Below are 6,871 nucleotides of genomic sequence, written 5' to 3'. Positions count from 1 at the left end.
GTTATCAGCGAAGCGCTCTAACCGCCTGAGCTATATCCCCGAATGGGCAACAGATAAGAGGGTACCTGATCTGGCCCTGAGTGTGAAATCGAGGGCGCCGGCCCGTCAGTTGTTCGTGAAACCGACGAGCAGGCCCCCGGTGATCTTCACCGAGAGGTTGTAGAGCAGGGCGAAGACGGCTCCGAGCGCGGTCACCACGACGATGTCGAGGATGCCCACGACGAGCGAGAAGCCCATCACCTGGCCGAGGCCGAGCACCGACCGGAGGTCGCCTCCGCCGGCGCCCGAGATGTCCTTGACCAGTCCGTTCAACTGGTCGAAGATGCCCGTGCGGTCGAGGACCGTCCAGATCAGGAACGAACCCACGATCGCGATGATCGCCAGGCAGATGCCCGCGAGGAACGAGAGCTTCACGGTCGACCAGAAGTCGATGTACACGAGCTTCAGCCGCACCTGCTTGGCGGAGGCGGGTCGACGTGTCGACTTCCGCGCGAGTTTCTCGGCGACGCTACTGCTCATCTACGGCTTCATCCTTCCCGGCACGACCGGTCTCATCGTCGGCATCCGATTCTGCATCGGAAACCTGGGAATCGAGGTTGCGCTCGGTGTTCTTCGCCAGAGCGATGATCTTGTCGGACTCGGCGAAACGTGCAAAAACGACACCCATGGTGTCTCGGCCCTTGGCGGGAACCTCGGCCACGGCCGAGCGTACCACCTTGCCGCTGGCAAGAACCACCAGGACCTCGTCGTCTTCGTCGACGATGAGAGAACCCACGAGGTCCCCCCGGTCGTCGCTCAGTTTCGCCACCTTGATGCCCAGACCGCCGCGGTTCTGCAAGCGGTACTGGTCGGCCGACGTGCGTTTGGCGTACCCGCCCTCCGTCACGACGAACACGTAGCCTTCGTCGGAGACGACCGCTGCGTCGAGCAGACTGTCGTCGCCGCGGAAGTGCATCCCGATGACGCCGGAGGTCGAGCGACCCATCGGCCGGAGGGCCTCGTCGCTCGCCGTGAACCGGATCGACATGCCCTTGCGCGAGACGAGTAGGAGGTCCGAGTCCTCCTCGACCAGCAGCGCAGAGACCAACTCATCGTCTTCGCGCAGCTTGATCGCGATGATGCCGCCCGAGCGGTTGGTGTCGTACTCCTCGAGAGCGGTCTTCTTGATCAGACCGTCCCGGGTCGCGAGCACCAGATACTTGGCGGCAGCGTAGTCGCGGATGTCGAGGATCTCGGCGATCTCCTCGTCCGGCTGCATGGCGAGCAGGTTGGCGACGTGCTGGCCCTTGGCATCACGCCCGGCCTCCTGCACCTCATACGCCTTGGCGCGATACACGCGCCCCTTGTTGGTGAAGAAGAGCAGCCAGTGGTGCGTCGTGGTCACGAAGAAGTGGTCCACGACGTCCTCGCCGCGCAGCTGAGCGCCCTTGACTCCCTTGCCGCCGCGGTGCTGGCTGCGGTAGTTGTCGCTGCGCGTGCGCTTGATGTAGCCGCCGCGCGTGACGGTGACCACCATCTCCTCTTCGGGGATCAGGTCTTCCACGCTCATATCGCCGTCGAAGCCGAACATGATCTCGGTGCGGCGGTCGTCGCCGAAGCGGTCGACGATCTCGGTGAGCTCCTCGCTGACGATCGAGCGCTGACGCGTCGGGTCTTCGAGGATGGCCTTGAGGTCGAGGATCTCGAGCTCGATCTGGTCGTGCTCCTCGATGATCTTCTGGCGCTCGAGGGCGGCGAGGCGGCGCAGCTGCATGGCGAGGATGGCGTCGGCCTGCACGTCGTCGACGTCGAGGAGTTGCTTGAGGCCGTCGCGGGCGTCCTCGACGGTCGCCGAGCGGCGGATCAGCGCGATGACCTCGTCGAGCGCATCGAGGGCCTTGAGGTAACCGCGCAGGATGTGCGCCCGCTCCTCCTTCTTACGCAGGCGGAAACGCGTGCGGCGGACGATCACATCGATCTGGTGGTCGACCCACGCCGTGATGAAGCCGTCGAGAGCGAGCGTGCGCGGAACGTTGTCCACGATCGCGAGCATGTTCGCGCCGAAGTTCTCCTGCAGCTGGGTGTGCTTGTACAGGTTGTTCAGCACGACCTTGGCGACCGCGTCGCGCTTCAGCACGATGACCAGGCGCTGTCCGGTGCGTCCGGAGGTCTCGTCCCGGATGTCGGCGATGCCTCCGACGCGGCCGTCCTTGACGAGCTCGGCGATCTTGATCGCGAGGTTGTCCGGGTTCACCTGGTAAGGCAGCTCGGTGACCACCAGGCAGACGCGGCCCTGGATCTCCTCGATGCTGACCACGGCGCGCATGGTGATCGATCCGCGACCGGTGCGGTAGGTGTCCTGAATGCCCTTGATGCCCAGGATCTGGGCGCCGGTCGGGAAGTCCGGTCCCTTGATCCGCTTGATCAGCTCCTCCAGGAGCTCCTCGCGGGGGGCGTCCGGGTGGGCGAGGTGCCAGAGCGCGCCGTCTGCGACCTCCCGCAGGTTGTGCGGCGGGATGTTCGTGGCCATGCCGACCGCGATGCCGACCGAACCGTTGACGAGCAGGTTCGGGAAGCGGCTCGGGAGGACGGCCGGCTCCTGCGTCCGACCGTCGTAGTTGTCCTGGAAGTCGACGGTCTCCTCGTCGATGTCGCGGACCATCTCGAGAGCGAGCGGGGCCATCTTGGTCTCGGTGTATCGCGGCGCGGCAGCGCCGTCGTTTCCGGGTGAGCCGAAGTTGCCCTGGCCGAGCGCGAGCGGGTAGCGGAGGCTCCACGGTTGAACGAGACGCACGAGGGCGTCGTAGATGGCCGAGTCTCCGTGCGGGTGGAACTGGCCCATCACGTCGCCGACAACGCGAGCGCACTTCGAGAACGCCTTGTCCGGCCGGTAGCCGCCGTCGAACATCGCGTAGATCACCCGACGGTGGACGGGCTTCAACCCATCGCGCACCTCGGGCAGCGCGCGCCCGATGATGACGCTCATCGCGTAGTCGAGGTATGACCGCTCCATCTCCTTCTGGAGGTCGACCTGGTCGATCTTGCCGTGGATGCCGAAGCTCTCGCCGGTAGGGGTCTCGTCCGTCACAGTGCTCTCTTCTCGTAACCGAGGGGTCTTCTCGTCGCGGTCCTCAGATGTCGAGGAACCGGACGTCCTTGGCGTTCTTCTGGATGAACGAGCGACGGGACTCCACGTCCTCGCCCATCAGCGTTGCGAAGATCTCGTCGGCGGCAGCGGCGTCGTCCAACGTGACCTGGAGCAGCGTGCGCGTCTCGGGGTTCATCGTGGTCTCCCACAGCTCCTTGTAGTCCATCTCACCGAGACCCTTGTAGCGCTGCACCCCGTTGTCTTTGGGGATGCGTTTGCCCGCCGCGAGGCCCTCCGCCAGGAAGGCGTCGCGCTCGCGGTCGGAGTACACGTACTCGTGCTCGGCGTTCGACCACTTGAGACGGTAGAGCGGCGGCTGCGCGAGATACACGTAGCCGAGCTCGACGAGCGGGCGCATGTACCGGAACAGCAGCGTGAGGAGCAGGGTCGTGATGTGCTGACCGTCGACATCGGCATCGGCCATCAGCACGATCTTGTGGTATCGCGCCTTCTCCGGGTTGAAGTCCTCGCCGATTCCGGCGCCGAACGCCGTGATCATGGCCTGCACTTCGTTGTTGGCGAGTGCACGGTCCAGGCGGGCCTTCTCGACGTTGAGGATCTTGCCGCGCAACGGAAGTATCGCCTGCGTCTCGGGGTTGCGGCCCTGGACGGCCGAACCGCCGGCCGAGTCGCCCTCGACGATGAAGATCTCAGAGATCGTCGGGTCCTTCGACTGGCAGTCCTTGAGCTTGCCCGGCATTCCACCGCTCTCGAGGAGACCCTTGCGGCGGGCGGTCTCGCGCGCCTTGCGGGCGGCGAGCCGCGCGGTCGCGGCCTGGAGCGCCTTGCGGATGATCTCCTTCGCCTGGTTCGGGTTGCGGTCGAACCAGTCGCCGAGCTGGTCGCCCACGACCTTCTGCACGAATGCCTTGGCTTCGGTATTACCGAGCTTCGTCTTCGTCTGGCCCTCGAACTGCGGTTCGGACAGCTTCACCGACACGACGGCCGTCAAGCCTTCACGCACATCCTCGCCGGAGAGGTTGTCGTCCTTCTCCTTGAGGATGTTCTTCTCGCGCGCATAGCGGTTGACGAGCGTCGTCAGCGCCGCGCGGAAACCCTCCTCGTGCGTGCCGCCTTCGTGTGTGTTGATGGTGTTCGCATAGGTGAAGACGGACTCGTTGTAGCTCGTCGTCCACTGCATGGCGACCTCAAGGGCGATTTTGCGCTCAGTGTCCTCCGACTCGAACGAGATGATCTCGTCGTGGACGACATCGGCCTTCTTGGCCGAGTTGAGGTAGTGGACGTAGTCGGTCAGGCCGCGCTCGTAGAGGAAGACCTCGGACCGGGATGCGAAAACCTGCTCATCCTCTTCGACTTCGCCCTCGACGGGCTCCACCTCGGGTGCGCGCTGGTCGGTGATCGCGATGCGCAGGCCCTTGTTCAGGAAGGCCATCTGCTGGAAGCGGGTGCGAAGGGTGTCGTAGTCGAAGACGACGGTCTCGAACGTGTCGGGGCTCGGCCAGAAGCTGATGATCGTTCCGGTGCGATCCGACTCTTCACCCTGCTCGAGCGGCGCCTGGGGCACTCCGTTGCGATAGCTCTGGCGCCACACGTGACCCTGTCGATGCACTTCCACGTCGAGCCGGCTGGAAAGCGCGTTCACGACGGAGCTGCCGACACCGTGCAGGCCGCCGGAGACGGCGTATCCGCCGCCGCCGAACTTGCCGCCCGCGTGCAGGATCGTCAGCACGACCTCCACCGTCGACTTCTTCTCGGTGGGGTGTTCGTCGACCGGGATGCCGCGACCGTTGTCATCCACGCGCACAGCACCATCGGGGAGGATCGTCACCTCGATGTTGTCGGCATGCCCTGCAAGCGCCTCGTCGACGGAGTTGTCGACGATCTCATAGACCAGGTGGTGGAGTCCGCGGGGACCGGTGGAGCCGATGTACATTCCGGGTCGCTTGCGGACGGCTTCGAGACCCTCGAGGATCTGGATCTCATTGGCGCCGTAGTCGTGTTCCGCCTCGGCCCTGTTCGGTTCCATCGTCATATGAAATTAGGCTCCTGACCGCACTCAACAGTGACTCTCCATTCTACCAAGCACGCGGAGCCGAATTACCCGGAATCGCGCCTCTGACGCGTTTTCTTTGCTCAGGCGACCTCTTTTGTGCTGTCAGCCGTAAGTATCGCGCGGACCGCGCCCTGGAATCGACCTGGGACCGCGTTTCCAGGAGGGGGCGTCCGGCCCCTGAAATCGGATCGAGTCGATCTCGGCGCCGGGGAACCGCTCCCCGATCCGGACGAGAAGCTCCGAACGCATCATCCGCAACTGGGTCGCCCACGCTGTCGACTCGCAGCGCACCACCAGCACGCCGTCGACGATCTGGTCGGGGACGGCGTGCCGAGCGGTCTCAGCGCCGGCCAGCTCCTCCCATCCGTCGAGGAGGTCGGACTTGGCGAGCGCGCTGCTCCAGCCGAGTTGCGCTGCGAGCGCATCCACGACGTCGCCGAGTCCACGGGGATCGCGGCCGGCCCCGAAAGGCTTCGATGCCGTGGGGTCGACCTCGGTGCGCTTGGCCCTGCGGTTGCGAGTGGGGGTTCCGGTGAAGAGCTCCTTCATCCGCAGGTAGACCGCCGCCGCCTCGCTCACGATCCCACGATAGTCCCGGCCTCGATCCGCACGGTGTGCGCGGCGAGGGCCTCCGGAACGTCGTCCAGCACGGCAGCGGTGATGAGCACCTGCTCGTAACCTGCTACGGCGGTTGCGAGCATTCGCCTGCGTGCCTGATCGAGCTCCGCGAAGACGTCGTCGAGGATCAGCACAGGATCGCCTGTGGAGGACTCCTGGCGCAGGAGGTCGGCCGACGCCAGCTTGAGAGCGAGCGCGAACGACCAGGACTCGCCATGACTCGCGTATCCCTTCGCCGGGAGGCCGTTGAGCTCGAAGAGCACGTCGTCGCGATGCGGCCCGACGAGCGTCAGCCCGCGCTCCAGCTCCTTCGGGCGGACGGCGGCCAGCGCACCACGGAACACCTCCGCGGTGTCACCAGTTGAGATGGTTACGGAATCGTCCGCGTCGTCCGCGTCGTCATCGACGTGGGCTCCGCGGATGGTGAGCTGCGGCAGGAGTCGGGGGTGGTGGTCGTCGCCGGCCACGGAGCGATACGCCGCCACGACCGGTTCACTCAACCGTGCCACCAGATCGAGCCGGGCGTCGATCAGCTCGGTGCCCAGCGCGACGAGCCGCTCGTCCCAGATGTCGAGCGTCCCGAGCTGGTCCGGTTTGATCCGGGAGGCGCGTGCTGATTTGAGCAGGGTGTTCCGCTGCTTGAGCACCCGCTCGTAGTCCGAGATGATCGCCGAGAAGCGAGGACTTCTCTGGATCAGCAGCTGATCCAGGAATCGCCTGCGGATCCCGGGCTCGCCGCGGACGAGCGCGAGGTCCTCCGGAGCGAAGAGCACGCTCGAGAAGTAACGAGGAAGCTCGCGTGGCTTGATCGCTCCACGGTTCACCTGCGCGCGGTTGGGCGAGGACCGGTTGAGCTGCACCTCCACCAGCAGCTCGCGGCCGTCATGCTCGATGCGCGCGCGGACGATCGCCGAGTCGGCGCCCTTGCGGATCATCGCCTGATCGCTCGACACGCGATGCGAGCCCAAGGTGCTCAGGTAGCCGAGGGACTCGACGAGGTTGGTCTTCCCCTGACCGTTGCGGCCGACGAACAGATTGGCGCCGGCCGCGAACGGGACCTCCGCGGAGCGATAGTTGCGGAAATCGGTCAGGGAAAGATGTGTAACTCTCAA

Annotated in this window: 5 protein-coding genes; all 5 read right to left on the bottom strand. The window is 65.4% G+C overall.

Features of this window, described 5'->3' with window-relative positions:
• Positions 1 to 105: 105 nt before the first annotated feature.
• A complete protein-coding gene (locus tag Q0Q23_RS16250) occupies positions 106 to 519 on the bottom strand; it encodes a DUF3566 domain-containing protein (RefSeq protein WP_295126427.1) in 414 nt (137 codons plus the stop codon).
• Positions 509 to 3,067 (bottom strand): DNA gyrase subunit A, encoded by a 2,559-nt coding sequence (gyrA, locus tag Q0Q23_RS16245; RefSeq protein WP_295126424.1) that lies wholly within the window; start codon positions 3,065 to 3,067, stop codon positions 509 to 511. Before gyrA ends, Q0Q23_RS16250 begins: the two co-directional genes overlap by 11 nt.
• Before the next feature lie 43 nt (positions 3,068 to 3,110).
• Positions 3,111 to 5,120 carry a DNA topoisomerase (ATP-hydrolyzing) subunit B gene (gene gyrB / locus Q0Q23_RS16240; protein ID WP_295126421.1) on the bottom strand — a complete coding sequence of 670 codons (2,010 nt, stop codon included), beginning with the start codon at positions 5,118 to 5,120 and terminating at the stop codon, positions 3,111 to 3,113.
• A gap of 123 nt (positions 5,121 to 5,243) precedes the next feature.
• Positions 5,244 to 5,720 (bottom strand): DUF721 domain-containing protein, encoded by a 477-nt coding sequence (locus Q0Q23_RS16235; RefSeq protein ID WP_295126418.1) that lies wholly within the window; start codon positions 5,718 to 5,720, stop codon positions 5,244 to 5,246.
• A complete protein-coding gene (recF, locus tag Q0Q23_RS16230) occupies positions 5,717 to 6,871 on the bottom strand; it encodes a DNA replication/repair protein RecF (protein WP_295126414.1) in 1,155 nt (384 codons plus the stop codon). Before recF ends, Q0Q23_RS16235 begins: the two co-directional genes overlap by 4 nt.

The sequence above is a fragment of the uncultured Leifsonia sp. genome (genome assembly GCF_945957465.1).
Lineage (GTDB): Bacteria > Actinomycetota > Actinomycetes > Actinomycetales > Microbacteriaceae > Leifsonia.
Note: the sequence above shows the minus strand (reverse complement) of the source record. Positions and strands in the feature narration are given on the sequence as shown.

What these genes read in the sequence shown, in the direction of transcription:
- gyrB (WP_295126421.1), bottom strand. Translation starts at nt 5,120, where the DNA reads ATGACGATGGAACCGAACAGGGCCGAGGCGGAACACGACTACGGCGCC.
- Q0Q23_RS16250 (WP_295126427.1), bottom strand. Translation starts at nt 519, where the DNA reads ATGAGCAGTAGCGTCGCCGAGAAACTCGCGCGGAAGTCGACACGTCGA.